Raw genomic sequence first — 23,702 nt, forward strand, 5'->3', positions numbered from 1 at the left:
GCCGCCCCACAACCGAGAACAGACAGGCAAGACATGGAAGACTTTCTGAAGCAGCACCGGATCACCGAGGTCGAGGCGATCATCCCCGACATGGCCGGCATCGCGCGCGGCAAGATCACGCCGCGCAACAAGTTCACGTCCGGCGAATCGATGCGCCTGCCGCAGGCCGTGATGGTGCAGACCGTCACCGGCGAATATCCGGAAGACGGCTCGCTGACCGGCGTGACCGACCCCGACATGGTGTGCGTGCCCGACACGTCGACGATCCGCCTGATCCCGTGGGCCGTCGATCCGACCGCGCAGGTGATCCACGACTGCGTGCACTTCGACGGCTCGCCGGTCGAGATCTCGCCGCGCTACGTGCTGCGGCGCGTGCTCGACCTGTACAAGGCGAAGGGCTGGAAACCGGTCGTGGCACCCGAGCTCGAGTTCTATCTGGTCGACATGAACAAGGACCCCGACCTGCCACTGCGTCCGCCGGTCGGCCGTACGGGCCGCCCCGAAACGGGCCGCCAGTCGTATTCGATCGAGGCCGTCAACGAGTTCGATCCGCTGTTCGAGGACATCTACGAGTACTGCGAAGCGCAGAACCTCGACATCGATACGCTGATCCACGAAGTCGGCGCCGCGCAGATGGAGATCAACTTCATGCACGGCGACGCGCTGTCGCTGGCCGACCAGGTGTTCCTGTTCAAGCGCACGGTGCGCGAGGCGGCGCTGCGTCACAACATGTACGCGACGTTCATGGCCAAGCCGATGGAAGACGAACCGGGTTCGGCGATGCACGTGCACCAGAGCATCGTCGACGAGGACACGGGCCAGAACCTGTTCACGTCGCCGGAGACCGGCGGCGCGACGTCGATGTTCTACAACTATCTCGCGGGGCTGCAGAAGTACACGCCGGCACTGATGCCGATCTTCGCGCCGTACATCAACTCGTACCGCCGCCTGTCGCGCTTCATGGCCGCGCCGATCAACGTGCAGTGGGGCTACGACAACCGCACGGTGGGGTTCCGCATTCCGCATTCGGGCCCGGCCGCGCGCCGCATCGAAAACCGCATCCCGGGTGTCGACTGCAACCCGTACCTCGCGCTCGCCGCGACGCTCGCAGCCGGCTATCTCGGCATGACGCAGCGCCTGGAGCCGACCGAGCCGCTGGTGAGCGACGGCTACAGCCTGCCGTACCAGTTGCCGCGCAACCTCGAGGAAGGGCTGACGCTGATGGCCGCGTGCGAGCCGCTCGGCGAGATCCTCGGGCACAAGTTCCTGAAGGCGTATTTCGCGCTGAAGGAAACCGAATACGAAGCGTTCTTCCGCGTGATCAGCTCGTGGGAACGCCGCCATCTGCTGCTGCACGTTTAAGCGCGCATCACCGCATACGGAATCACGGAGGAAACATGACTTACCGCAACGAATCTGCCTGGATCCAGCCGGCCGCTCCAGCCGCCGCGCCGCGCGCGACGCAGGCACGCTCGACCGCCGAATACCGCGCGCTCGACGCCGCGCACCACATCCATCCGTTCTCGGACATGGGCGCGCTCAATCGCGCCGGCAGCCGCGTGATCGTGAAGGCCGACGGCGTCTACCTGTGGGACTCGGACGGCAACAAGGTGATCGACGGGATGGCCGGGCTCTGGTGCGTGAACGTCGGCTACGGCCGCAAGGAACTCGCCGACGCCGCGTATCGCCAGTTGCAGGAACTGCCGTTCTACAACACGTTCTTCAAGACCACGCACCCGCCGGTGATCGAGCTTTCCGCGATGCTCGCGGAAGTGACGCCCGCCGGCTTCAACCACTTCTTCTACTGCAACAGCGGTTCGGAAGGCAACGACACCGTGCTGCGCCTCGTGCATCAATACTGGCGCGTGCAGGGCAAGCCGCAGAAGAAGTTCGTGATTTCGCGCAAGAACGGCTATCACGGCTCGACGATCGCAGGCGGCACGCTCGGCGGGATGGGCTACATGCACGAGCAGATGCCGTCGAAAGTCGAGCACATCGTGCACATCGACCAGCCGTATTTCTTCGGCGAAGCGCAGGCCGGCGAAACGCCGGAAGCGTTCGGCCTCGCGCGTGCGCAGCAGCTCGAAGCGAAGATTCTCGAACTCGGCGCGGAGAACGTCGCGGCGTTCATCGGCGAGCCGTTCCAGGGCGCGGGCGGCGTGATCTTCCCGCCGTCGACGTACTGGCCGGAAATCCAGCGGATCTGCCGCAAGTACGACATCCTGCTGGTCGCCGACGAAGTGATCGGCGGGTTCGGGCGCACCGGCGAATGGTTCGCGCACCAGCACTTCGGCTTCGAGCCGGACCTGATCACGATGGCGAAGGGCCTCACGTCGGGTTACGTGCCGATGGGGGCAGTGGGCATCCATGAGCGCATCGCGCGCCCGATCATCGACAACGGCGAATTCAATCACGGCCTTACGTACTCGGGGCACCCGGTGGCGGCGGCGGTCGCGGTCGCGAACCTGAAGCTGCTGCGCGACGAAGGGATCGTCGAGCGCGTGAAGTCCGACACCGGCCCGTACTTCCAGGCGCTGATGCGCGAAACCTTCGCGCGTCACCCGATCGTCGGCGAAGTACACGGCCACGGCATGGTCGCGAGCCTGCAACTGGCCGAAGCGCCGGCCGAACGCCGCCGCTTCGCGAACGGCGGCGACGTCGGCACGATCTGCCGCGACTTCTGCTTCAACGGCAACCTGATCATGCGCGCGACCGGCGACCGGATGCTGCTGTCGCCGCCGCTCGTGATCTCGCGCCAGGAAATCGATGAACTCGTATCGAAGGCGAAGAAGGCCGTCGATGCAACCGCCCAGCAACTGGGTATTTCGTAACGGCCTTGCCTACAGGCGTGCGGCGGGCGCCGCACGCTGCCATCACTCAAGGGAATTCCACGATGCGTGCCTGCATTCTTCGCCAAGCCTGTTCCGTCGCCGCCCTCGCCGCCGCGGCCGCATTCACGTCGGTCGCCAGCCCGTCGGCGCATGCCGACGAGCTGAATGTCTACAACTGGTCCGACTACATCGCACCGGACACGATCCCGAACTTCCAGAAGCAGACGGGCATCCACGTCAAGTACGACAACTACGACAGCGACGACACGCTGCAGGCCAAGCTGCTGGCCGGCAGCTCGGGTTACGACATCGTCGTGCCGACGTCGAACTACATGGGCAAGCAGATCCAGGCCGGCGTGTACCAGAAGCTCGACAAGTCGAAGATTCCGAACCTCGCGAACCTCGACCCGTTGCTGATGAAGATGATCGCCGACGCCGATCCGGGCAACCAGTACGGCGTACCCTGGGCGTACGGCACGGACGGCATCGGCTACAACGCGCAGGCGGTGAAGAAGGCGCTCGGCGACAAGGCGCCGGTCGACAGCTGGGCGCTGGTGTTCGATCCGGCCAACATGGAGAAGCTGAAGAGCTGCGGCGTGTCGTTCCTCGACCAGGCCGTCGACGTGTTCGCCGCCACGCTGCAGTACATGGGCAAGGATCCGAACAGCAAGAACCCAGGCGACTACCAGGCTGCATTCGAAGTCCTGAAGAAAGTCCGCCCGTACATCACCCAGTTCAACTCGTCCGGCTACATCAACGACCTTGCGAACAACGACGTGTGCGTCGTGCTCGGCTGGTCGGGCGACGTCGGCATCGCGCACCGCCGCTCGGCCGAAGCGAAGCGCTCGTACGACATCAAGTTCTCGAACCCGAAGGAAGGCGGCCTGCTGTGGTTCGACGTGATGGTGATCCCGAAGGACGCGCCGCACCCCGAGAGCGCGCTGAAGTGGATCAACTACATTTCCGACCCGAAGGTCAACGCGGCGATCACCAACACGGTGTTCTACCCGACCGCGAACAAGGCCGCGCACCCGTTCGTCACGCCGGCCGTCGCGCAGGACCCGACCGTCTACCCGCCCGAAGACGTGCTGAAGAAGATGGTGCTGATGAAGCCGATGCCGGCCGACATCCTGCGCCTCGAGAACCGTCTGTGGGCCCAGTTGAAGACGGGCCACTGATCGCCATGCATCACGGCGGCGCAGGCATCGCGGTACGCCTGCCCGCCTGACATTCGCGGACCTCCGTCCGCCCGCGCGCCGCGCGCGCTGTTCCATCCGGCACGAGCCGTCGTCCGCGAGTCGCGTTGCGCGCCTCGCGCGGGGACGCTCACGCCTGCAATCCGTGAAGAACGAATGGTGACTCCCATGCAATCGATACCCTCTTCCGCTGCTGCACGACAGACCCAACCGGCCACCGCGCCCCGCACGCAAAACGACGCGTTCGTGCGCATCGAAAACGTCGTGAAGAAATTCGGCGACAGCACGGCCGTCGACAACGTGAATCTGACGATCGCGAAGAACGAGCTGTTCGCGCTGCTCGGCAGCTCGGGCTGCGGCAAGTCCACGCTGCTGCGCATGCTCGCCGGGCTGGAAACGGCGACCTCCGGCAAGATCTTCGTCGACGGCGAGGACCTCGCGTCGCTGCCGCCGTACCGCCGCCCGGTCAACATGATGTTCCAGTCGTACGCGCTGTTCCCGCACATGACGGTCGAATCGAACGTCGCGTTCGGCCTGAAGCAGGAAGGCACGCCGAAGAACGAGATCAGGGAGCGCGTGGCCGACGCGCTCGCGCTCGTGCAGATGAGCAAGTACGCGAAGCGCAAGCCGCACCAGCTCTCGGGCGGCCAGCAGCAGCGCGTCGCGCTGGCCCGCTCGCTGGTGAAGCGTCCGAAGCTGCTGCTGCTCGACGAGCCGATGTCCGCGCTCGACAAGAAGATTCGTCAGAAAACCCAGCTCGAACTCGTGAACATCATCGAGAAGGTCGACGTGACCTGCGTGATGGTCACGCACGACCAGGAAGAGGCGATGACGATGGCGAGCCGCCTCGCAGTGATGAGCGAAGGCAAGATCGTGCAGATCGGCTCGCCCGGCGAGGTCTACGAATACCCGAACAGCCGCTTCTCGGCCGAATTCATCGGCTCGACCAACCTGTTCGAAGGCCGCGTCGTCGAGGACGAGCCCGATCACATCTTCGTCGAAAGCGACGACCTCGAAACCCGCATGTACGTGAGCCACGGCGTGACCGGCCCGCTCGGGATGCCGGTCGGCATCTCGGTGCGCCCGGAGCGCGTGCACGTATCGCGCGAGAAACCGGGCTCGAAGCACAACTGGGCGCGCGGCGTCGTCACCGACATCGCGTACATGGGCAGCTATTCGCTGTACCACGTGCGCCTGCCGAGCGGCAAGACGGTGGTGTCGAACCTGTCGAGCTCGCACCTGATGAACGACGGCGCGCCGGCGTGGAACGACGACGTGTTCGTGTCGTGGTCGCCCGCCAGCGGCGTCGTGCTGACGCAGTGAGGACGCCACGATGAGAACCTCCGCTTCCACGCCTTCCGCGCCGGTGCCGACCGGCGCGACCGCCGCCACACCGGCTGCCGGACGCCACCGCCGCTTCGCCGCGCTGTCGCGCTTCCTGCCGTCGGGCCGCAGCGTCGCGATCGGCGTGCCGTTCCTGTGGCTGGCCGTGTTCTTCGCGCTGCCGTTCGTGCTGGTGCTGAAGATCAGCTTCGCCGACCAGGTGATGGGCATCCCGCCGTACACGTCGCTCGTCGAGTTCAAGGACGGCGTCGTGCACTTCGCGCTGCAGCTGTCGCACTACGCGTTCCTGCTGCAGGACGACCTGTACATCGCGACCTACCTCAGCTCGCTGAAGATGGCCGCCGTGTCGACGGTGCTGTGCCTGCTGATCGGGTATCCGATGGCGTACTACATCGCGCGCTCGGAGCCGAACCGCCGCAACGTGCTGATGATGGCCGTGATGCTGCCGTTCTGGACGTCGTTCCTGATCCGCGTGTACGCATGGATCGGCATCCTGAAGGACGACGGCCTGCTGAACCACACGCTGATCGCGCTGGGCATCATCCACACGCCGCTGCGGCTCTATCACAGCGATGCGGGCGTCTACATCGGGATGGTCTATTCGTACCTGCCGTTCATGGTGATGCCGCTCTATGCGCACCTCGTGAAGATGGACCTGACGCTGCTCGAAGCCGCGTACGACCTCGGCGCGAAACCGTGGGTCGCGTTCACGCGCATCACGCTGCCGCTGTCGAAGAACGGGATCATCGCCGGCAGCCTGCTGGTGTTCATCCCGGCAGTGGGCGAGTACGTGATCCCCGAGCTGCTCGGCGGCGCCGACACGCTGATGATCGGCCGCGTGATGTGGGATGAATTCTTCAACAACATGGACTGGCCGATGGCGTCCGCGGTGACGGTCGCGATGGTGCTGCTGTTGCTGGTGCCGATGGCGCTGTTCCAGTACTACCAGGTCAAGGAACTGGAGGACGCGAAATGATCAAGCCGAGCAAACCGCTGTCGACGGGCGTTCTCGCCTTCGGCTTCCTGTTCCTGTACATCCCGATCATCAGCCTCGTCGTGTACTCGTTCAACGAGTCGAAGCTGGTGACGGTGTGGTCGGGCTTCTCGCTGAAGTGGTACGCGGCGCTGCTGGACGACGACGAGCTGCTGACCGCCGCGTGGCTGTCGCTGAAGATCGGCCTGTTGACGGCCACCGCGTCGGTCGTGATCGGCACGTGGGCCGGCTTCGTGCTCGCGCGCTTCGGCCGCTTCAAGGGCTTCACGCTGTACACCGGGATGATCAACGCGCCGCTGGTGATTCCGGAGGTGATCCAGGGGATCTCGCTGCTGTTGCTGTTCGTCGCGCTGGAGCAGATGTTCGGCTGGCCGAAGGGCCGCGGGATGGCGACGATCTGGATCGGCCACGTGATGCTGTGCGTGTCGTACGTGGCGATCATCGTGCAGTCGCGCGTGAAGGAGATGAACAAGTCGCTCGAGGAGGCCGCGCTCGATCTCGGCGCGACGCCGCTGAAGGTGTTCTTCGTGGTGACGCTGCCGCTGATCTCGCAGGCGCTGCTGTCGGGGTGGCTGCTGTCGTTCACGCTGTCGATCGACGATCTGGTGCTGTCGGCGTTTCTCTCCGGGCCGGGGTCGACGACGCTGCCGCTGGTGGTGTTCTCGCGTGTACGGCTGGGACTGAACCCGGAGATGAATGCGCTGGCGACGCTGTTCATCACCGCCGTGACGATCGGCGTGATCGTCGTGAACCGGATGATGATCGCGCGCGAGCGGCGCCGGATGGCGGACTTGAAGGCTGCGTTCGCGCTGGCCTGACCGCTGGCCTCGTGCTTCAAAGATAACAAGCAGTGCAGACAAGCATGACGCGCTGCCCCAGGGGGGGCGCGCGATTCGATCCCGATTTGACAGGCACACGACTAGGAGAATCCGCAATGAAGAAGAAACTGATCTGCCTGCTGGTGGCCGGCGCGTTGCCGGGCATCGCGCTGGCCGGCTCGACATCCGCCGAAATCAAGGCGCTGCAGGCGCAGGTCGCGGCGCTGCAGAAACAGATGAAGGCGATGCAGGCGCAGCTCGCCGCGAAGCCGGGCGGCGCGGCAGTCGCGACGTCCGGCGCGAGCGGCGGCATGGCTGGTGGCGGCAACGCCGTCGCGGTCGCCGCCGACCCGGGCTCGCCGGATTACGGCCGCGCACGGGCCACGCTGACCAACGACGAGGTCAGCGAAATGAAGCAGCAGATCGCGAACCAGCAACTGAAGGTCGACTCGCTCACCGACGCGGCCACCACGGGCCCGCTCGCCGGCCTGTCGGTCACCGGCTACATCGATCCGACCTACATCTACAACCGCGCGGCCGGCACGTCGTCGTTCCTGTTCGCGAACCACGAGAACGCGTACAACTATTTCAACAGCACGTTCGGCGATCTCTACCTCGACATCAAGAAGACGTTCGGCGTCGGCCCGATGGCGCCGTCGGCCGAAATCACGTTGATGCCGAACCGCGGCAACGGCATCACGCTGCTGCAGAACTCGCGCGGCTCGATCACCGACAACCTGCTGAACACGGCGGTCATCAACGTGCCGATCACCGCGGAAACGACGCTGGTCGCCGGCCTGATCCCGAGCTTCGGCGGCTACGAAGTGCAGCAGTCGAACCAGATGCTCACGCTCACGCACAACCTGCTGTACGATTTCTCCGATCCGGGCAGTTACGTCGGGATCGGCGCGAACTACACGAAGGGCGCCTGGGCGTGGAAGTTCTTCCTCGGCAACGAGCAGTACCGCACGTACGGTTCGGTCACGCAGACGGGCACCAACGCGCTCGGCGACCCGATCACCACCAGCAACAAGGTGCCGACCTTCACCGCGCGCGCGGACTACACGTGGTCGAGTGCGCTCGACATTGGCGGTTCGTTCAACATCGGTCGGCAAACACTGTCGTCGGCACCTGTGACAGATCCGGTGACGGGCCAACAAATCGGCACCAACTATGGTCCGGGTGGTGCATCACCGAGCGCATACGGTTCGTTCTTCTTCGGCGAACTCGACGCGACCTACACGCTCGCCGACATTCAGTACAACGCCGAAGTCGACTACGGCCGGCAGCAGCATGCGGCGTTCAACGGCGGGCTCGCGCAGTGGTACGGGCTGTCGCTGCTCGCGCACCGCAAGTTCAACGCACCGGTGGTCGGCCGCATGGGCGTGACGCTGCGCTACGACCTGCTCGCGAACTCGAAGAACGGCGGCGGCGGCGGCGGCATCGCGCTGAACGGCAACGGGATGGACCCGAGCAACGGCTTCGGCGTCGATGCGGACTGCCTCGCGCAGTCGAAGGCCGGCGGCGGCCTGGGCTTCGAGTGCAAGGGCGCCGTGCGCCAGGACGTCGCGCTCGACCTGCTGTTCTATCCGACCCAGCAGATCACCGTGAAGGTCGAATACCGGCACGACTGGGCGAACAACAAGGTGTTCCTGCGCAACGACGGCTCGTACGGCAAGTCCAACGACCTGCTCGCGACGCAGTTCATCTATTCGTTCTGATGCAGGACGCGCGGGGCGCCGTGCCGCACGCACGGCGTCCCGCGCCGTTTTCGAGGTGGCTGCGCGCAGGTTGCAGCCTTGTCGAGGGAGTCGGTTTCATGACGCAGTCTTTCACCCGCCGCGCCGATGCGCTCGTGCGCGACTCGTATTACGAAACCACGGCCACGCGGCCTGTGGTCGATGACCCTGTGCTCGACGACGCGATCGACGTCGACGTGTGCGTGATCGGCGCCGGCTTCGCGGGCCTGTCGACGGCGCTCGACTGCCGCGCGCGCGGGCTGTCCGTCGCCGTGATCGACGCACACCGGCCCGGCTGGGGCGCATCGGGCCGCAACGGCGGCCAGGCGATCACGGGCTTCGCGAAAGACGAGGTGATCGAGCAGCAGCTCGACGCCGACGGCGCACGCGCCGCGTGGTCGCTGTCGCTCGACGGCGTCGCGCTGATCGCCGAGCGCATCGCGCGCTACGGGATCGACTGCGACTTCACGCGCGGCTACCTGACGGTCGCGACGAAGCCGCGCCGCATCGACGACCTGCGCGCATGGATGAACGCCGCGACGTCGCGCTGGGGCCATCCGTCGCTCGCGTGGCTCGATACCGGCGAGATCCAGGCGCGCATCGCGTCGACGCGTTATCTGGCCGGCGTGCACGATCCGCTGTCGGGCCATCTGCATCCGCTCAAGTACTGCCTCGGCCTCGCCGATGCCGCGCGCCGCGAAGGCGTCGCGCTGTATGCACACACGCCCGCGCTCGACGTCGTGCGCGGCGCGCGGCCCGTCGTGCGCACGCCGTCCGGCGAAGTGCGCTGCCGTTTCGTCGTGTCGTGCTGCAACGCGGGCCCCGGCGGCGTGCTGCCGGCCGCGACCGCCGCGCGCATCGCGCCGATCGCGTCATACATCATCGCGACCGAGCCGCTCGGCCGCGCGCGCGCCGACGCGCTGATCGCCCGACGCGAAGCCGTGTGCGACAACAACTTCTTCCTCGACTACTTCCGGCTGTCGGCCGACCACCGGATGCTGTTCGGCGGCCGCGCGAATTCGGCCGGCGCGTCGCCCGCCGCGCTCGCCGAAGCGATCCGGCAGCGCATGGTCGGCGTGTTCCCGCAGCTCGGCGACGTGCGCGTCGACCACGCGTGGGGCGGCTTCGTCGACGTCACGCGCAACCGCGCGCCGGACTTCGGCGCGATCGATCCGAACTTCTTCTACGTGCAGGGCTTCAGTGGCCACGGCGTCGCGCTCACCGGCATCGCCGGACGCGCGGTCGCCGGCGCGATCGCGGGCGACACGCGCGCGTTCGACCTGTTCGCACGCTTGCGTCACCGGCGCTTTCCCGGCGGCGACGCATGGCGGCAACCGGCGCTCGAGCTCGGGATGCTGTACCACCGTGTGCGCGAGCTGTTCTGAGCCCTCTTTATCCGTTCTCCTACCATGCAGACATTCGCCAACCAGCCGCACGTCGCGTCGTACTATGCGGCGACCGCCAACGATACGACCCGCCACACGCCGCTCGCCGGCACGGCCGACGCCGACGTATGCGTGATCGGCGCGGGCCTCACGGGCCTGTCCGCCGCGCTCAACCTCGCCGAGCGCGGCCATTCGGTGACCGTGCTCGAAGCGTCGCGGGTCGGATGGGCGGCGAGCGGCCGCAACGGCGGCCAGCTGATCGGCGGCTTCGCGTGCGGCATCGACACGTTCGCGCAGTTCATGCCGGAAGGCGACGTGAAGCGGATCTGGGACATGGGGCTCGAGACGCTGTCGCTCGTGAAGTCGCGCATCGCGCAGCACGACATCGACTGCGCGCTGGTGCCCGGCTACTTGACGGCGGCCAACACCGAACGCGACGCCGATGCGCTGAGACGGTGGCGCGACGAAGCCGCGAAGCGCTTCGGCTACGACCGCTTCCACTTCGTCGAAGCCGACGCGCTCGGCGACTACGTGCAGTCGGCCCGCTATTGCGGCGGCCTGTACGACCCCGACAGCGGCCATCTCCATCCGCTCAACTACACGCTCGGCCTCGCGCGAGCGGCCACCGATGCGGGCGTGCGCATCCACGAGGACAGCTGCGTGACGCGCGTGCGCGACGTGTCCGGCGGCCACGTCGTCGAGACGAGCGGCGGCAACGTGCGTGCGCGCTTCGTCGTGCTCGCCTGCAACACCTACGTCGGCACGCTCGCGCCCGCGCTGTCGAGGAAGATCATGCCGGTCGGCACCTACGTGATCGCGACCGAGCCGCTCGGCGAAGCGCGCGCCGCCGCGCTGATGCCCGCCCGCGCGGCGATCTGCGACAGCCGCTTCGTGCTCGACTATTTCCGGCCGGCGCCCGACACGCGGCTCGTGTGGGGCGGCAAGGTCAGCTATTCGACGCGCGAGCCGCGCGACCTCGCGGCGGCAATGCGCGCCGACATGCTGAAGACGTTCCCGCAGCTCGCGGACGTGAAGGTCGACTATGCGTGGGGCGGCTTCGTCGACATCACGATGAACCGCGCGCCGCACTTCGGCCGCCTCGCGCCGACGACGTACTTCGCGCAGGGGTTCTCAGGGCACGGCGTGAACACGACCGCGCTCGCGGGCAAGCTGATCGCCGAAGCGATCGACGGCCAGGCGAGCCGCTTCGACCTGTTCGACAAGATCCGGCATCGCGACTTCCCCGGCGGCGAGGCGCTGCGCACGCCGGCGCTGGTGCTCGCGATGAGCTGGTACCGGCTGCTGGATGCGTTCGGCGTGCATTGAGCGCGTCGCGCACTATTGCCGCGCAGAAGCAGAACGGCCGCTCGTTCGAGCGGCCGTTCGGTCGGGCGGCAGGATTTGCGTGTAGCAGCCGCGCGTCAGTCGGTACCGTACTTCGGCGAGCGCGGCCCGTACAGCAGCCCGTTCGGCGGGCCGGCCGACAGCAGCCGGGTGCTCGTCAGCCCGGCGACGTCATGCGCTTCGTCGGTCAGCGAATGCGCGACCTGCTTGACGGCCGCCTGCACGAGCGCCCCGACGATCCCGAACGCATTGACGCCCATGTTGTTGCCGATTTCCTTGCCGGTCGCCCGGCCCTCGCCCTGCCACAGCACGTCGCCGCTCTTCAGGTCGACGAGCTTCGCCGACGCGGAAACGATCGTCGTGCTGTCTACCAGCTGGTAGACGGAGCCGTACTGCGTGACCTTCGAATACAGCGCGGCGTCCGCGCCGAAGATCTCGCGCAGCTTCGCCGGCGACGTCGCCTGGATGTCGGTCGCATTCGTCAGGCCGTTCTGCTTGAACGTCTCGTCCATCACCGCGACAGGCACCACGTAGTAGCCCGACTCGGCGAGCGGCAGCGTCATTTGCGACAGCACGCCGTAAGTCGCGCCGACGTCGGTGGTTTCGTTGACCGGCGGCAGCACGAGGATCGAGCGCGGCTGGCTCTTCTTGAACGCCGTGTAGTCGGGACGTTGCACCGGCTGCGCGCACGCGCTCAGCAGCGCGGCGATCGACAGCACGGACAGCAGCTTGAATGAAAGTGTCTTGAACATGGCGGGCGTGTCACTGTTTGGCAGGGTTCGAATCGGCATTCTTCTGACCGGCAACCGTCTGGCCGGCTGCCGTCGGATTCGCGGCTTTCGATGTACCGCCCTTCTTCTTCATCAGGAAATCCATATACGACGCGGATTCCGGGAACAGTTGCTTCTCGGCCTGCAGTTCCTGCTCGGCCTGCTGCTCGTTGCCGACGCTCGCATACAGCATCCCGAGATGCGCATGGAAACCCGGCGGCGGCGTATGGCCCTTCGCGCGAATCTCCTGCAGCGCTTTTTCGAGCGCATCGATCTGCTGCTGCGGCGCTTGCTGCCCCTTGAAGTATTCGTACACCTGCGGCTGATAGCCGGTCCACTGATACAGCGGCGGCGTGGTCGGCGCCGCGCAGCCCGCGAGCAGCAAGGCAGCCGCCGTCGCCGGCAGCCAGATTCCCCGTTTCATGGTCTTGTCTCTTCTGGTTGGTGAGATGATTCGTTCGTCCCGCATCGCGCGCGGCACTTACTGCGCCGCCTTCAGCGCGCCGGCGTCGACCTGGTCGACGAGATGGTTGACGGCTTCCTGGATCGCGAGGTCCAGCACCTTGCCGTTGAGCGTCGAGTCGTAGCCGGCCGTGCCGCCGAAGCCGATCACCTCGCGGTTCGACAGGCTGAACTCGCCCGCCCCCTGGCTCGACGCGATGACTTCCGACGTCGTCGTATCGACGATGTTCAGGTTGACCTTCGCGTATGCGACCTGCGTCTTGCCGCGGCCGAGAATGCCGAACAGCTGATGATCGCCGACGTCTTTGCGGCCGAACTCGGTCACGTCTCCCGTCACCACGTAGTTCGCGCCCTTCACGGCCTGCGCTTTCTTCATGAAGCCGGCTTCCTGCTTGATCTCGTCGAGGTTCTCGCGATCGAGCACGTTGAAGCGGCGGCTCTGCTGCAGGCGCGTGACGAGGATCGTCTTCGCCTGTCCGCCGAGACGGTCGATGCCGTCGGAGAAGATGCCGCGCATGTAGCTCGAGCGGTTGTCGAACTTGCCGACGGCGATCGCAACGGGCTTGCCCGCGTACGGCTTCTGCGCGCTGCTGACGGCCGGCACGTCGAGCGTGCGCGACGATTCGGTCGCGCAGCCGGACAGCGCTGCGACGACCGCTGCCGCCACGAGGACGGTGCGTCGTGTCTGAATGTTCACTGCTGGTCTCCTTGCTGGAAAAGAGGGCACTACGCGGGCACGCGTTCATCGCCGGTTCGGCGATCGCGGTAAGTCATGGAGGGGGCGCGCAACAGATGCGTTACGGCAAAAAGCGGATGGGTATTGCGATGCGCGCCTGCATCGCGCGCACGGATGACTCCGTTATTCTGGTTACCGCGCTGTTGATCGCGCATGGTCGGCCCCGTATATGATTTTTCGCGATCATATCAAGCCTGTTTATCAAGACGACGTATCTTGATAATAATTGACGATTTTCGCACTTATATTAAATACGCGACCCATTCGTGCGCGAAGCCTTGCAAGCACGGGCTCGCGCGACACACGACCGATACGCGTCGGCTTTTCCGTGTCGATATCGCCGGATTAACGAGCAATCCAACGATATCGGCACACGTCATCCGTACATTCGATCCGAACGATCAATATCTCGACAATAAGCCGTCCGGCATGCCAGCCGCACGCGCACCTGCATCGACGCAAACGCGCGTGCGATTCCCGCTAGTCGGCCACCTTCTGCCGCATCGTCACGAACTCCTCGGCCGCGGTCGGATGAATGCCGATCGTGTCGTCGAACTGCGCCTTCGTCGCGCCCGCGCGAATCGCGATCGCGATGCCCTGGATGATCTCGCCCGCATCGCGGCCGACCATGTGCGCGCCGACCACGCGCTGGCTGTCGCGCGCGACGACGAGCTTCATCAGCGTGCGCTCGTCGCGGCCCGACAGCGTGTGGCGCAGCGCCTTGAACGACGTGCGGTAGATATCGACGTCACCCAGCGTGCGACGCGCATCGGCCTCGCTCAGGCCGACCGTCGCGACCTCCGGCTGGCTGAACACGGCCGACGGCACGTACGCGTGATCGACCGCGACGCGCGACCCGCCGAACAGCGTGCGCGCGAGCAGCCCGGCGTCGCGCGTCGCGACCGGCGTGAGCTGCGGCCGCGACGTGACGTCGCCGATCGCGTGGATCGACGGCACCGACGTCGCCGAATACGCATCGACGGCAATCGCGCCGCGCGCATCGAGCAGGATGCCCGCCTGCTCGAGCCCGATCCCGTCGACGTTCGGCACGCGCCCCGTCGCATAGAGCACCTGATCGTACGGCCCGTGCCGCGCGTCGCCGACGCGCACGAACAGCGTGCCGTCGCTCGCGCGCTCGATCGATTCGATCACCGCGCGCGGATGAATCGTGACGCCCTGCTTCGTCATCTCGTCGGTCAGGAACTGGCGCACGTCGTCGTCGAAGCCGCGCAGGATTCTTTCGCCGCGATAGAACACGTCGACGTGGCTGCCGAAGCCGTTGAAGATGCCCGCGAACTCGACCGCGATATAGCCGCCGCCGACCACCGCGATGCGTGTGGGCAGCGTCGCGAGCGACAGCGCCTCGCGCGACGTGATCGCATGCTCGATGCCGGGCCGCGGCGGCAGCGACGGCCGCGAGCCGGTCGCGATCGCGATGTGGCGCGCGCGGATCGTGCGCGCGCCGATCGCGACCGTGTGCGCATCGACGAGCGTCGCGCGGCCGGCGTGCATGTCGACGCCCGATTGCCGCAGCAGGTTGATGTAGATGTCGCTCAGCCGGTTGATCTCGCGATCCTTCGCGGCGATCAGCGCGGGCCAGTCGAGCGTGCCGGCGCCGAAGGTCCAGCCGAAGCCCTTCGCGTCGTCGACTTCGTGCGGGTAGTGCGATGCGTAGACGAGCAGTTTCTTCGGGATGCAGCCGCGCAGCACGCAGGTGCCGCCGATCTGCTCTTCTTCCGCAATGCCGACGCGTGCGCCGTATGACGCGGACATCCGCGCGAGCCTCACGCCGCCCGAGCCGGCGCCGATGACGAACAGGTCGTAGTCGAAATCCATCGCATCCCCTCATCGCAGTTCGGATGGAGGCACGATAGCAAGATTCGGGAATTCGTGCGGCGCATGGCGTGTGCGGCGCGCCCAATAAAAAACGGCGAGAGACGAGGCCTCTCGCCGGTCAAACCGGCTGGCGGTTGTACCATGCGTCACCGATCGACCGCATGCCCGACCTGCCGATTGCGCGGCACCGGTCCGCCCGGGCGCGCGAAGGGCGCGCCCGCGGCCGGACCGGCCGCCATGCTCATGCCTGCGACGTGTCGCTGCCGTCCGTCGCCTGCGTATCGTCTGCCTGCTGCGGCTGCTCGTCCTTCTTCTCGAGCAGGCCTTCGATCGCCTCGGCGCCCTTGAAACCGGCGACGGCCGCGGCCGCCTTGGTCAGCAGGCCCGCATCCGGATCCAGCTTTTCCGCGCCTTCGACGGCGGCGACCGCACCGGCGATTTCACCCACGACGTTCAGGATACCCATCGTCATCCCCTTTCAAGAAAATCGTGAGCGCATCGTCCCACGAAAAAAACCGGCAGACCGTGTTTGTCATCACCGGATACACAAATTACGCGCCAGGCCGGCCGCGCTCACCGAACACCGCCGGAACGACACACGCGCGTGCACGGCGGCACGCAGCGGGCGATGCACGCAGCGTAGCGGAAAGCCTGCGCGCGTACTGTAAAAGTATGTTCTGGAATGCCGACGGATCGCTTACGGCGCGGGGATGCCGTGATGAAGCGATTGCCGAATAGTCGTGTGCGCGTATGAATGCCGCATGACGAAAAAAAGAGGCTCCTCGCGGAGCCTCTTCGATGCGCGCCGGACGAAACCGGCGCATGCGTTCCGACGTTCGTCAGAAGATATTGCGCAGGCCGATCGCGATGCCCGTCTGGTTGCTGCGGCCGGGCAGCTCGACGTTCGCCGCGCCGTTCGTCTTGTTGAAGTCGACGGTGCCGTAGATTTCGGTGCGCTTGCTCAGCGCGTATTCGGCGATGCCGACGATCGCATAGCGGTTGCCGCTCGCGAGCGTGCCGTTCGTGGTCATCGCATTGCGCATGTGGTCGTAGTAGAACGCGCCCGTCAGCGTCAGCGGCGCGCTGACCTGCCAGCTCACGCCCGCGAACGGGCCGTCGTCGATGCGGCCCGTGCCCTTCGCGACCGGAATCGTCTGCTGCGCGAGCAGGCTGTCGACGAAGCCCGTGTCGTCCTTCGAGCGCAGGTAGCCCGCGTAGATCTTCGCCTTGCTGAACGCGTACACGACGTTCGCGTGGTAGATCGTCTGCTTGCGCGCCGAGTTGTCGCTGTTCTGCTGCGCGCCGGCCGCGATGCTGAGCGGGCCCATCACGTACGACAGCGACACGCCCCACGCATTGCCCTTGCCGAGCGAGCCCGGAATCTGGCCCGAGAAGCCGCCGGCGCCGGTCGATTCGTAGTTGGTGCCGGTCGAGTACATCGCCTTCGCCGTCAGGCCCTCGAACTTGCCCGTGTACTTGATCTGGTTGTCCGCATACAGGCCGCCGCCGAGTGCGACCGGCAGCCACGCGTTTTCGAGGTAGTTGCCGACGGTGAGCGGATCGTAGGTATCCGACAGCAGGTCGAACAGCGGCGTCTTCTGGCGGCCGAGGGTCACCGTGCCGTACGGGCTCTGCAGGCCGACGTATGCCGCGCGGTTGAACAGGCGGCCGCTGTCGGCGAACGCGCCGTTCTGCAGGTTCACGCCGCTCTCGAGGTTGAACACGGCCTTCAGGCCGCCGCCGAGATCTTCCGTGCCGTAGATGCCGAAGCGGCTGTTCGTGATCGCGCCGTTCGTCATCGACAGCAGGCCGTCGTTCTTCGCGTTGGCGTTGGTCAGGTAACGAATGCTGGCATCGGCGACGCCCCACAGCGTGACCGAGCTTTGTGCTGCTGCGTACTGGCTGGCGAAGGCCAGCGCCGCGCCCCCTGCGATGACTGCGAGTCGGGTGGTCTGCTTCATGAGCTTTCCTTTTTTAGGTGTCTCCATTCATGGCCGGCCGCGTGCGCAGCCGGGTGGCGATCGCGGACGTTCATGGCGGGCGCGATGTGGGCTGAATCATAAGACGAGTACGAACGCTGAAAGAAATTGAAATACGCGGCAATCGCGCGATTGTCGTCCGGGAACAACGTTTCCCACGCGGGGCCCGTCTCGCGCGGCGGCGGGACGGTGTGCGACGGCGCCAACGGGCACGCGCGGCGTGGCGGGCAAGGTTCGGCGGTGGTGCGGTGCGGTCACGCGGATCGTGGCGAAATGGTCGGTGCGATCGTTGCGGCGGCCGGCCGCTTGCCGCTTGCCGCTTGCCGCTTGCCGCTTGCCGCTTGCCGCTTGCCGCTGGCCGCTGGCCGCTGGCCACTTGCCCAGGTCGCGAGCGTGTCGAAGTTCAACGGGCGCAACACCCGCCGTCAGGCCGTTTGCGTCGCCCCGTCGCTGCCGTTGCCCGCGTCGCCGTTGCGGCCCGCGTCGCCCGCACCGCCGTTCCCCGCACGCCGCCGAGCCCGCCGCACGATCTCCGCGAATGCGCCGACGAGCAGCAGCACGGCGCCCCACAGCGCGATGTCCGGCGCGAGCCGCGTCACGAGGCCGCCGACCACCGCACCGGCCAGGAAACAGAAACTGATCGTCGCGAGCAGCGCCGAGTCGTGCAGCGCACCGGCGTCGTAGCGCGGAATGAGCCCGACGAACAGCTTCTGCGCGGCGCGCCGCAGGTTGCCGGTCGTCATCACCGACGTGTACGACAATTCCTCGAGATGGGTGAACGACAGCGTCTGCAGCGTCGCGACGAACGAGATGCCCGGAATCAGCCATGCGCTCGACGCGCCGACGAGGCCGCTCGCGGCGACGCCGAGAAACGCGATTTCGACGATCAGGCTCACGAACGCCGTATGCCGCATCCAGCCGCGCTGCGCGGCGAGGCCGAGCAGGTGCGCGACGAACACCGCGATCACGAAGCCGCCGAGCGGCGGCACGTGATGCAGCGCGGCGGCCCATTCGCCGGCCGACAGGTTGATGCCGAGCAGCGCGACGTTGCCGGTCATCGTGTTCGCGAACACGTGGCCGTGGCCGACGTACGTGTACGCGTCGAGGTAGCCGCCGGACAGCGTCAGCAATGCGGCGACAGTGAGATTGCGGCTGGCGCCGTCGAGATCCATCGATCCTCCGTGGTGCGCGCCGCGCGCGGCGGGCGGTGCGAATGTCAGTCGTGCCGGCAGGCGCGGCGCCGGCACTGCGCGGCCGGGCTTCGCCGCATGCCGCGCGCCAATAGAATGTTCGCCGTCGGGGTACGGGCGAGCGCCGCGCATCGCAGCCGGCCGGAACGGGTCGACCGCGCAGGTTTCACCGCCGCAAGACCGGCCGAGTATACCGGGCCGGCCGACGCCGGCCGCGGCCGCGTGCGCCGCCCCGCCCCGCTTCACCGGGCCTTCGAATGACACTCGCGAAGTTCTTCCTGCGCTACACGGTCATCCCGTCCGCGGCGATCGCGCTGGCGGCCGTCTGGGGGTTCAACCGCGAATCGGGCGAGATCGATGCGCGCCAGTACGCGGCGCTGGTGGCCGCGTATCCATCGTTCACGCCGAAGCTGAAGCACGAGGTGGCCGACGCGTTGCGCGGCGGCAGGCTCGCGAAGGCCGATTACGGCACGATCATGCGCGACGCGCTCGACGCGGGGTTCGTGATCGACTGGCCGGATCCGACGGACGACGTCGGCCGCGAGCGCGGCCGGCTGCTCGGCCTCGTGAACGGCGACCTGCCGGCATCGCAGTAACCCGCAACCGCCGCGGACAATGGCCGGCGGCACGACGCGCCGATCACTGCCCGATGCCCGTGAGCCCGATCAGCGCGCCGCCCGCGAGCAGCCACAGCGGATGGATGCGCGTGCGCCACGCCAGCACCGCGCACGCGGCCGTGATGCCCCACTGGATCGCTGTGCGGTTCGACGCCTCGGAAATCAGCACCGCGCTCGCCGCGACGAGCCCGGCCGTCACCGGCATCATCCCCTGCTGCACGTAGCGGCGCCACGGCCGGTCGCGAAAGCGCTCCCACGCATGCAGCGCGAGCACGGTGACGATCGACGACGGCCCGAACTTCGCGAGCGACGCGACGAGCAGCCCGGCCCAGCCGGCCACGTGCCAGCCGACCAGCGACACGATCATCATGTTCGGCCCGGGCGCCGCCTGGGCCAGCGCGAACAGCGCGGTGAACTCGTGCGCGCTCATCCAGTGATGCACGTCGACGACCTGCCGCTGCATCTCCGGCAGGATCGTGTTGCCGCCGCCGAACGCGAGCAGCGACAGCTGGCTGAAGATCGTCGCGATGGCGATCAGCGTGTCGCTCATGGCCGGCCCTCCTGTTGCGAGTGAGGCGAGTGAGGCGAATCGGGCGAGTGGGGCGTGCCGGGCGCGTCAGCCGGCGCCGGCCGCGGCGTGCCCGCGTCGCGGCGGCGCGACGCGAGCCAGATGCTGACGGGCGTCAGCACGAGCATCGTGGTCAGCAGCGGCATGCGCAGCACCGCGATCGCGACGAACGCGACCACCGCAATCGCCGCCGCCGTGCGCGGCGCCCGAAGCAGCGGCTTTGCGACCTTCACGGCCATCGCGACGAGCAGCCCGGCCGCCGCGGCGGCGAGCCCCGCGAACAGGTGCTGCACGCGCGGATCGCTCTGGGTCTTCGCGTACAGCACGCCGAGCGCGACGACGACCAGCGTCGGGCCGGCGATCAGCCCGAGAATGCCGGCGAACGCACCGGCGACGCCGCGAAAGCGCATGCCGACGGCGACCGACAGGTTGATCACGTTGCCGCCCGGCAGGAACTGGCACAGGCCGAGCAGATCGGTGAATTCGTCGGCGGAGAGCCACTTGCGCTCGTCGACGATCGTGCGCCGCGCGAACGGCAATGCGCCGCCGAACGACATCAGGCCGAGCGACAGGAAACCGGTGAACAACTCGGCGAGGCCGACGCTGCGGGAGGACGCGGCAGGCGGCGGGGAGGCAGGCGGAACAGCGGATTGCATGGGGCTCCTCATCAAACGGTGAACCGAGGTTACCGCCGTTCAGGATTCCGGCAAAACGATTTTATCGGCGCGCCCTTGTGATCTAGAATCACAAGCATGGCACGCGATCTCCCGCCCTTTTCCGCGCTTCGGGCCTTTGAAGCCGCGGCACGACATGAAAGCTTCAGCGCCGCCGGCGACGAGCTGCATGTGACTCACGGTGCCATCAGCCGGCAGATCGCCGGGTTCGAGGCGTGGCTCGGCAAGCCGGTGTTCCACCGCTACGGCAAGCGCGTGAAGCTCACCGACGAAGGCCGCCGCTACCTGGACACCGTGCGCGCGGCGTTCGACAGCATCGCGCACGCGACCGAGCAGTTGCGCCACACCGGCGCGGCGCGCGTGCTGCGCATCAATGCGCTGCCGACCTTCGCGATGAAATGGCTGCTGCCGCGCCTGTCGCGGTTCCAACGCGACGTGCCGAACGTCGAGCTGAAACTGTCGACGTCGAATGCGCCGCTCGACACGCTGGACGGCTTCGACGTCGCGATCCGCCGCGGCCCTGGCCGCTGGCCGACCTGCACGAGCGGCCACTTCCTCGACGAAAGCGTGATTCCGGTGTGCAGCCCGGCGCTGCTCAAGCGCACGCCGATCACCCGCGCGGACGATCTCGCGCGGCACGTGCTGCTGCATTCGGATACGCGGCCGGAAGGCTGGCGCGACTGGTTCGCGGCGGCCGGCGTCGCGATGAAGGGCCGCAAGCGGCAGTCGTTCGACCATTTCTATCTGGCGCTGCAGGCGGCCGTCGACGGGCTGGGCGTCGCGCTCGGCCCGCTGCCGCTGATCGACGACGAACTCGCGAGCGGGCGCCTGGTGATGCCGCTCGACGGGCCGCGCATCGCGACGCGCAGCTACTGGTGGATCACGCCGGGCGCGCCGGCCGACGACCCGCTCGTCGCGCAGTTCTGCGCGTGGCTCGAAGCGCAGGCGAATACGAACGCATGACGCGCCGCGCCTTCGATACCTGATCGACACGGCGGCGATGCCGCGCCGCCCGCCCCCGCACGCGATGCAAAAGTGAAACCGATCCGCGCGCAGCGTGTGCGTTTCTCCTGCGGAATCGCCACCGCGCGACACTGCGCTTGCACGGCCATTCCGGCCATTGCGCGCCAGACCTGATTCCCCCCCGACCGCCCCCGCCGCCTCATGTATCGCACCTGAAACATTTGCGCCGCCCCGGCGCTGCATGACGGCACGCAGCTACCGCTCAGCCCCGGTGCGCGCGGCCGTCCGCGTGCTGGCCCGTTGCTTGCTGATGCAGCCGTGCAGACAACGACGACTGCACGGGCAAGCGGCTCGATGCAGACACAAACAAATCATCAAGCGGGTCGGGGAAATCATGTTGACACTCATATCGGCCGTCACACGGCTGCTGTCCTGCATCACTGCTCCTGTTACGCATCCGTGGATGCCGACGGCGCGACTGCGCACCGTCGACGCCCGATGCGCGAACACGGTCCACCCCGTCACCCGACGTCACGACGCCCCGATTCGATAGGCGAACCCCGGAAAGCCCCCCTGCCGGGCGCATACGCGCCACGACGAGCCGCGCCCTTCGCGCGGGCATCGCCGCCGGCGACCGACCCGTGCGCGGGCGGCGCCGGCCGCGACGGACGTCGTATGCGCCGCGCCGCGGCCGGGGTGCGCACGCCCGAGCTTCGCACCGGTCCGATTCCGCATACCGACACACAGGAGGTGCCCACCCAGCAAGCGAACCGATTCCGACGCATCCAGAAGATCCATCGCGCATCCGGACGATCGGGATTCCGTCCCGAATGACCCTCTCGTCGCACCGGCTGCACAGTCAGCTTTCAAGGGGAGAAACCCATCATGAAGCAGTCCGTATTGACCAAGGCGGCACTTGCCGCATCGCTCGCCTGCGCCGCCGTCGCGGCATCGGCCGGCCAGACCTCCACGACGTTCGGCGTGTCCGCCACCGTCAACGCAACCTGCCTGATCGACTCGGCGGGCGCGATGACCTTCCCCGCCTATACGCCGGGCACCGGCGATCAATCGGCACAGTCGGCGATCACGGTCCGCTGCACGAACGGCACGAATTTCAACATCGGCCTGAATGCGGGCACCACGTCCGGCGCCACGGTTTCCAACCGCGTCATGACGAGCGGCTCGAACCAGCTCAACTACTCGCTGTACCAGGATTCGAGCCGCACGGTCGTCTGGGGCAACACGCCGCCGACCGACACCGTCACGGGCACGGGCGCCGGCATGGCGATGGCCCAGGCGATCACCAAGACCGTCTACGGCAAGGTGCCCGACCAGCCCAACGCGGTGCCGGGTAGCTACGCCGACACGGTGACGGTCACCGTGACGTTTTAGTGCCACGCGGAGGGCTCGTCGCATCCCGCATGCGCGCGCCCTCCCGACCGGCCGCCGCCGCGCGTGGCGAAGCGAATCTCCTGGAGGTGGATCTGTCATGAAACCGAACGTGTGCAAACTCGCGACCTGGATCGCGGCCGTGACGCTCGCCGCCGCCTGCGTCGACAGCCGGGCCACCGACTTCACCGTGTCTCCCGTTCGCGTCGAGCTCTCCGCCGCGCAGCGCAGCGTCGCGCTCATGGTCAGGAACGAGTCGCCCGACCAGCCGGTGATCGTCCAGCTGCGCACCGTGGCGTGGTCGCAGAACGCCGGCGACGACGTCTACGCGTCCACCGGCGACCTGATTGCCGCGCCGCCCATCTTCACGATCGCGCCCGGCGGCTCGCAGGTCGTGCGCATCGGCCTGCGGCACGCGCCGGCCGCCGATCGGGAAACCGGCTACCGGCTCTATCTGCAAGAGATTCCGCCCGCGCCGAAGCCGGGCTTCGCCGGCGTGCAGATCGCGCTCGAAATGAGCCTGCCGATCTTCGTCAAGCCGGCCACCGACACCGCCCCGCGGCTGCGCTGGAGCGCGGAGCCGCGCCCGGGCGGCGCGGGCCTGCTCGCGCTGCGCGTGACCAACGACGGCACCGCGCATGCGCAGGTCGCGAACCTCGCGCTGTTCGCGCCGGGCAGCGACCGTCCCGTCGCCACGCATGCGGAATTCGCGTACGTGCTGCCGGGCCAGTCGCGGGAACTGATGTTCAAGCCCGGCGCCGCAACCGCGCCGGCCGTTGCTTCCGGATTGCATCTGGTCGGCTACTCCGATGCGGGCGACATCGACTCGACGGTCGCGCCGAGCGCCCGCTAACGCGGCGCTCCTGA

Annotated in this window: 22 protein-coding genes; 13 read left to right on the plus strand and 9 right to left on the minus strand. The window is 67.3% G+C overall.

Annotated features, from left to right (window positions below; translation table 11 throughout):
- The first annotated feature begins 33 nt into the window (after nucleotides 1–33).
- The 9 genes from HWW87_RS27305 to HWW87_RS27345 all read left to right on the plus strand — a co-directional run bounded on the left by HWW87_RS27305 (nucleotide 34) and on the right by HWW87_RS27345 (nucleotide 11,633).
- Nucleotides 34–1,362, plus strand: coding sequence for a glutamine synthetase family protein (locus HWW87_RS27305; RefSeq protein ID WP_175822926.1), 1,329 nt, complete (start codon nucleotides 34–36; stop codon nucleotides 1,360–1,362).
- A 35-nt stretch (nucleotides 1,363–1,397) separates the two neighbouring features.
- Nucleotides 1,398–2,831 carry an aspartate aminotransferase family protein gene (locus tag HWW87_RS27310; RefSeq protein ID WP_175822927.1) on the plus strand — a complete coding sequence of 478 codons (1,434 nt, stop codon included), beginning with the start codon at nucleotides 1,398–1,400 and terminating at the stop codon, nucleotides 2,829–2,831.
- A 62-nt stretch (nucleotides 2,832–2,893) separates the two neighbouring features.
- Nucleotides 2,894–4,009 carry a polyamine ABC transporter substrate-binding protein gene (locus HWW87_RS27315; protein WP_175822928.1) on the plus strand — a complete coding sequence of 372 codons (1,116 nt, stop codon included), beginning with the start codon at nucleotides 2,894–2,896 and terminating at the stop codon, nucleotides 4,007–4,009.
- Between the two features lie 186 nt (nucleotides 4,010–4,195).
- Nucleotides 4,196–5,350: a polyamine ABC transporter ATP-binding protein gene (gene potA / locus HWW87_RS27320; protein ID WP_175822929.1), complete on the plus strand. Its 1,155-nt coding sequence runs from the start codon at nucleotides 4,196–4,198 to the stop codon at nucleotides 5,348–5,350.
- A 10-nt stretch (nucleotides 5,351–5,360) separates the two neighbouring features.
- Nucleotides 5,361–6,347, plus strand: coding sequence for an ABC transporter permease subunit (locus HWW87_RS27325; RefSeq protein WP_175822930.1), 987 nt, complete (start codon nucleotides 5,361–5,363; stop codon nucleotides 6,345–6,347).
- The gene (locus tag HWW87_RS27330; protein WP_027813303.1) at nucleotides 6,344–7,183 is read left to right on the plus strand and encodes an ABC transporter permease subunit; all 840 of its coding nucleotides are present in this window, start codon (nucleotides 6,344–6,346) and stop codon (nucleotides 7,181–7,183) included. Before HWW87_RS27325 ends, HWW87_RS27330 begins: the two co-directional genes overlap by 4 nt.
- Nucleotides 7,184–7,299: 116 nt before the next feature.
- Complete coding sequence (locus HWW87_RS27335; RefSeq protein WP_175822931.1) at nucleotides 7,300–8,904, plus strand: DUF3138 family protein; 1,605 nt, start codon at nucleotides 7,300–7,302, stop codon at nucleotides 8,902–8,904.
- Nucleotides 8,905–9,002: 98 nt separating this feature from the next.
- Nucleotides 9,003–10,307: an FAD-binding oxidoreductase gene (locus HWW87_RS27340; RefSeq protein ID WP_175822932.1), complete on the plus strand. Its 1,305-nt coding sequence runs from the start codon at nucleotides 9,003–9,005 to the stop codon at nucleotides 10,305–10,307.
- Nucleotides 10,308–10,331: 24 nt separating this feature from the next.
- Nucleotides 10,332–11,633 (plus strand): FAD-binding oxidoreductase, encoded by a 1,302-nt coding sequence (locus HWW87_RS27345; RefSeq protein ID WP_175822933.1) that lies wholly within the window; start codon nucleotides 10,332–10,334, stop codon nucleotides 11,631–11,633.
- A 95-nt stretch (nucleotides 11,634–11,728) separates the two neighbouring features.
- On the opposite strand, the gene HWW87_RS27350 is transcribed toward HWW87_RS27345, so the two are convergent.
- The 7 genes from HWW87_RS27350 to HWW87_RS27380 all read right to left on the minus strand — a co-directional run bounded on the left by HWW87_RS27350 (nucleotide 11,729) and on the right by HWW87_RS27380 (nucleotide 18,606).
- Complete coding sequence (locus HWW87_RS27350) at nucleotides 11,729–12,403, minus strand: DUF799 domain-containing protein (protein ID WP_175822934.1); 675 nt, start codon at nucleotides 12,401–12,403, stop codon at nucleotides 11,729–11,731.
- 10 nt (nucleotides 12,404–12,413) lie between these two features.
- Nucleotides 12,414–12,845: a DUF4810 domain-containing protein gene (locus HWW87_RS27355; protein ID WP_174390299.1), complete on the minus strand. Its 432-nt coding sequence runs from the start codon at nucleotides 12,843–12,845 to the stop codon at nucleotides 12,414–12,416.
- 57 nt (nucleotides 12,846–12,902) lie between these two features.
- Entirely contained in the window at nucleotides 12,903–13,574 is a 672-nt protein-coding gene (locus HWW87_RS27360) for a CsgG/HfaB family protein (protein ID WP_208449968.1), read from the minus strand.
- 525 nt (nucleotides 13,575–14,099) lie between these two features.
- Nucleotides 14,100–15,455, minus strand: a complete 1,356-nt coding sequence (gene gor / locus HWW87_RS27365) for a glutathione-disulfide reductase (protein WP_175822935.1) — start codon at nucleotides 15,453–15,455, stop codon at nucleotides 14,100–14,102.
- A gap of 241 nt (nucleotides 15,456–15,696) precedes the next feature.
- Nucleotides 15,697–15,921, minus strand: coding sequence for a hypothetical protein (locus HWW87_RS27370; protein WP_175822936.1), 225 nt, complete (start codon nucleotides 15,919–15,921; stop codon nucleotides 15,697–15,699).
- Nucleotides 15,922–16,294: 373 nt separating this feature from the next.
- Nucleotides 16,295–17,416, minus strand: a complete 1,122-nt coding sequence (locus tag HWW87_RS27375; RefSeq protein ID WP_069233262.1) for a porin — start codon at nucleotides 17,414–17,416, stop codon at nucleotides 16,295–16,297.
- A gap of 443 nt (nucleotides 17,417–17,859) precedes the next feature.
- Nucleotides 17,860–18,606 carry a YoaK family protein gene (locus tag HWW87_RS27380; protein ID WP_175822937.1) on the minus strand — a complete coding sequence of 249 codons (747 nt, stop codon included), beginning with the start codon at nucleotides 18,604–18,606 and terminating at the stop codon, nucleotides 17,860–17,862.
- Nucleotides 18,607–18,881: 275 nt separating this feature from the next.
- On the opposite strand from HWW87_RS27380, the gene HWW87_RS27385 reads away from it, so the two are divergent.
- Nucleotides 18,882–19,220 carry a hypothetical protein gene (locus tag HWW87_RS27385; protein ID WP_175822938.1) on the plus strand — a complete coding sequence of 113 codons (339 nt, stop codon included), beginning with the start codon at nucleotides 18,882–18,884 and terminating at the stop codon, nucleotides 19,218–19,220.
- 43 nt (nucleotides 19,221–19,263) lie between these two features.
- On the opposite strand, the gene HWW87_RS27390 is transcribed toward HWW87_RS27385, so the two are convergent.
- Together HWW87_RS27390 and HWW87_RS27395 are read right to left on the minus strand one after the other, a co-directional pair.
- Complete coding sequence (locus HWW87_RS27390) at nucleotides 19,264–19,791, minus strand: chromate transporter (protein WP_006477572.1); 528 nt, start codon at nucleotides 19,789–19,791, stop codon at nucleotides 19,264–19,266.
- Nucleotides 19,788–20,465, minus strand: a complete 678-nt coding sequence (locus HWW87_RS27395; RefSeq protein ID WP_175822939.1) for a chromate transporter — start codon at nucleotides 20,463–20,465, stop codon at nucleotides 19,788–19,790. Before HWW87_RS27395 ends, HWW87_RS27390 begins: the two co-directional genes overlap by 4 nt.
- Before the next feature lie 96 nt (nucleotides 20,466–20,561).
- Here HWW87_RS27395 and HWW87_RS27400 point away from each other — a divergent pair, with 96 nt between their 5' ends.
- The 3 genes from HWW87_RS27400 to HWW87_RS27410 all read left to right on the plus strand — a co-directional run bounded on the left by HWW87_RS27400 (nucleotide 20,562) and on the right by HWW87_RS27410 (nucleotide 23,688).
- Nucleotides 20,562–21,446: a transcriptional regulator GcvA gene (locus HWW87_RS27400; protein ID WP_175822940.1), complete on the plus strand. Its 885-nt coding sequence runs from the start codon at nucleotides 20,562–20,564 to the stop codon at nucleotides 21,444–21,446.
- Between the two features lie 885 nt (nucleotides 21,447–22,331).
- Nucleotides 22,332–22,838 carry a spore coat U domain-containing protein gene (locus tag HWW87_RS27405; RefSeq protein WP_175822941.1) on the plus strand — a complete coding sequence of 169 codons (507 nt, stop codon included), beginning with the start codon at nucleotides 22,332–22,334 and terminating at the stop codon, nucleotides 22,836–22,838.
- 97 nt (nucleotides 22,839–22,935) lie between these two features.
- Nucleotides 22,936–23,688, plus strand: coding sequence for a molecular chaperone (locus HWW87_RS27410; RefSeq protein ID WP_175822942.1), 753 nt, complete (start codon nucleotides 22,936–22,938; stop codon nucleotides 23,686–23,688).
- Nucleotides 23,689–23,702 lie beyond the last annotated feature (14 nt).

Source organism: Burkholderia sp. BCC0419, from assembly GCF_902830285.1.
GTDB lineage: Bacteria > Pseudomonadota > Gammaproteobacteria > Burkholderiales > Burkholderiaceae > Burkholderia.

Bases quoted from the DNA above. Each gene is read 5' to 3' on its own strand.
- HWW87_RS27305 (WP_175822926.1), top strand. From the start codon at position 34: ATGGAAGACTTTCTGAAGCAGCACCGGATCACCGAGGTCGAGGCGATC.
- HWW87_RS27310 (WP_175822927.1), top strand. From the start codon at position 1,398: ATGACTTACCGCAACGAATCTGCCTGGATCCAGCCGGCCGCTCCAGCC.
- HWW87_RS27315 (WP_175822928.1), top strand. From the start codon at position 2,894: ATGCGTGCCTGCATTCTTCGCCAAGCCTGTTCCGTCGCCGCCCTCGCC.
- potA (WP_175822929.1), top strand. From the start codon at position 4,196: ATGCAATCGATACCCTCTTCCGCTGCTGCACGACAGACCCAACCGGCC.
- HWW87_RS27325 (WP_175822930.1), top strand. From the start codon at position 5,361: ATGAGAACCTCCGCTTCCACGCCTTCCGCGCCGGTGCCGACCGGCGCG.
- HWW87_RS27330 (WP_027813303.1), top strand. From the start codon at position 6,344: ATGATCAAGCCGAGCAAACCGCTGTCGACGGGCGTTCTCGCCTTCGGC.
- HWW87_RS27335 (WP_175822931.1), top strand. From the start codon at position 7,300: ATGAAGAAGAAACTGATCTGCCTGCTGGTGGCCGGCGCGTTGCCGGGC.
- HWW87_RS27340 (WP_175822932.1), top strand. From the start codon at position 9,003: ATGACGCAGTCTTTCACCCGCCGCGCCGATGCGCTCGTGCGCGACTCG.
- HWW87_RS27345 (WP_175822933.1), top strand. From the start codon at position 10,332: ATGCAGACATTCGCCAACCAGCCGCACGTCGCGTCGTACTATGCGGCG.
- HWW87_RS27350 (WP_175822934.1), bottom strand. From the start codon at position 12,403: ATGTTCAAGACACTTTCATTCAAGCTGCTGTCCGTGCTGTCGATCGCC.
- HWW87_RS27355 (WP_174390299.1), bottom strand. From the start codon at position 12,845: ATGAAACGGGGAATCTGGCTGCCGGCGACGGCGGCTGCCTTGCTGCTC.
- gor (WP_175822935.1), bottom strand. From the start codon at position 15,455: ATGGATTTCGACTACGACCTGTTCGTCATCGGCGCCGGCTCGGGCGGC.
- HWW87_RS27370 (WP_175822936.1), bottom strand. From the start codon at position 15,921: ATGGGTATCCTGAACGTCGTGGGTGAAATCGCCGGTGCGGTCGCCGCC.
- HWW87_RS27375 (WP_069233262.1), bottom strand. From the start codon at position 17,416: ATGAAGCAGACCACCCGACTCGCAGTCATCGCAGGGGGCGCGGCGCTG.
- HWW87_RS27380 (WP_175822937.1), bottom strand. From the start codon at position 18,606: ATGGATCTCGACGGCGCCAGCCGCAATCTCACTGTCGCCGCATTGCTG.
- HWW87_RS27385 (WP_175822938.1), top strand. From the start codon at position 18,882: ATGACACTCGCGAAGTTCTTCCTGCGCTACACGGTCATCCCGTCCGCG.
- HWW87_RS27390 (WP_006477572.1), bottom strand. From the start codon at position 19,791: ATGAGCGACACGCTGATCGCCATCGCGACGATCTTCAGCCAGCTGTCG.
- HWW87_RS27395 (WP_175822939.1), bottom strand. From the start codon at position 20,465: ATGCAATCCGCTGTTCCGCCTGCCTCCCCGCCGCCTGCCGCGTCCTCC.
- HWW87_RS27400 (WP_175822940.1), top strand. From the start codon at position 20,562: ATGGCACGCGATCTCCCGCCCTTTTCCGCGCTTCGGGCCTTTGAAGCC.
- HWW87_RS27405 (WP_175822941.1), top strand. From the start codon at position 22,332: ATGAAGCAGTCCGTATTGACCAAGGCGGCACTTGCCGCATCGCTCGCC.
- HWW87_RS27410 (WP_175822942.1), top strand. From the start codon at position 22,936: ATGAAACCGAACGTGTGCAAACTCGCGACCTGGATCGCGGCCGTGACG.